Source organism: Pseudoalteromonas sp. S1609 (genome assembly GCF_005887255.1).
In the GTDB taxonomy this organism is placed as follows: Bacteria; Pseudomonadota; Gammaproteobacteria; order Enterobacterales; family Alteromonadaceae; genus Pseudoalteromonas.
Genome location: NZ_PNDJ01000333.1, coordinates 1 through 334, shown reverse-complemented (window position 1 = coordinate 334; position 334 = coordinate 1). Strand labels below are relative to the sequence as shown.

Annotated in this window: 1 pseudogene; it reads left to right on the top strand. The window is 47.9% G+C overall.

The annotated features are described in order from the left end of the window. Positions 1 to 299 (top strand): annotated as a pseudogene (locus CWB76_RS19935) (ATPase, T2SS/T4P/T4SS family); the annotation flags it as partial. Positions 300 to 334 lie beyond the last annotated feature (35 nt).

Sequence of the window (334 nt, the reverse complement as noted above, 5' to 3'; positions counted from 1 at the left end):
CCGCCTCAGGCGCAATCAATCGTATGGAAGATATGGGCGTTGAGACGTTTTTATTATCGTCTTCAGTACTAGGGGGATTATCCCAGCGCTTGGTACGTACTTTATTTAATAGCTGTAAAGCAGGTCACGTTGCAGATGAGCGTGAATGTGAATTACTCGGCGTTCCGTTTGACAATGCTCCGCCGCTTTACCGCGCGGTTGGATGTGAAGAGTGTAACTTTCATGGCTACCGAGGTGGTACTGGTAGTCCGGAGGTATTAGTCGTCGCCGAGACCAATCGGTATCTGATTCTAAGCGATTAAGGTGAGGAAAGCGTAGATCATTACCTTCGATT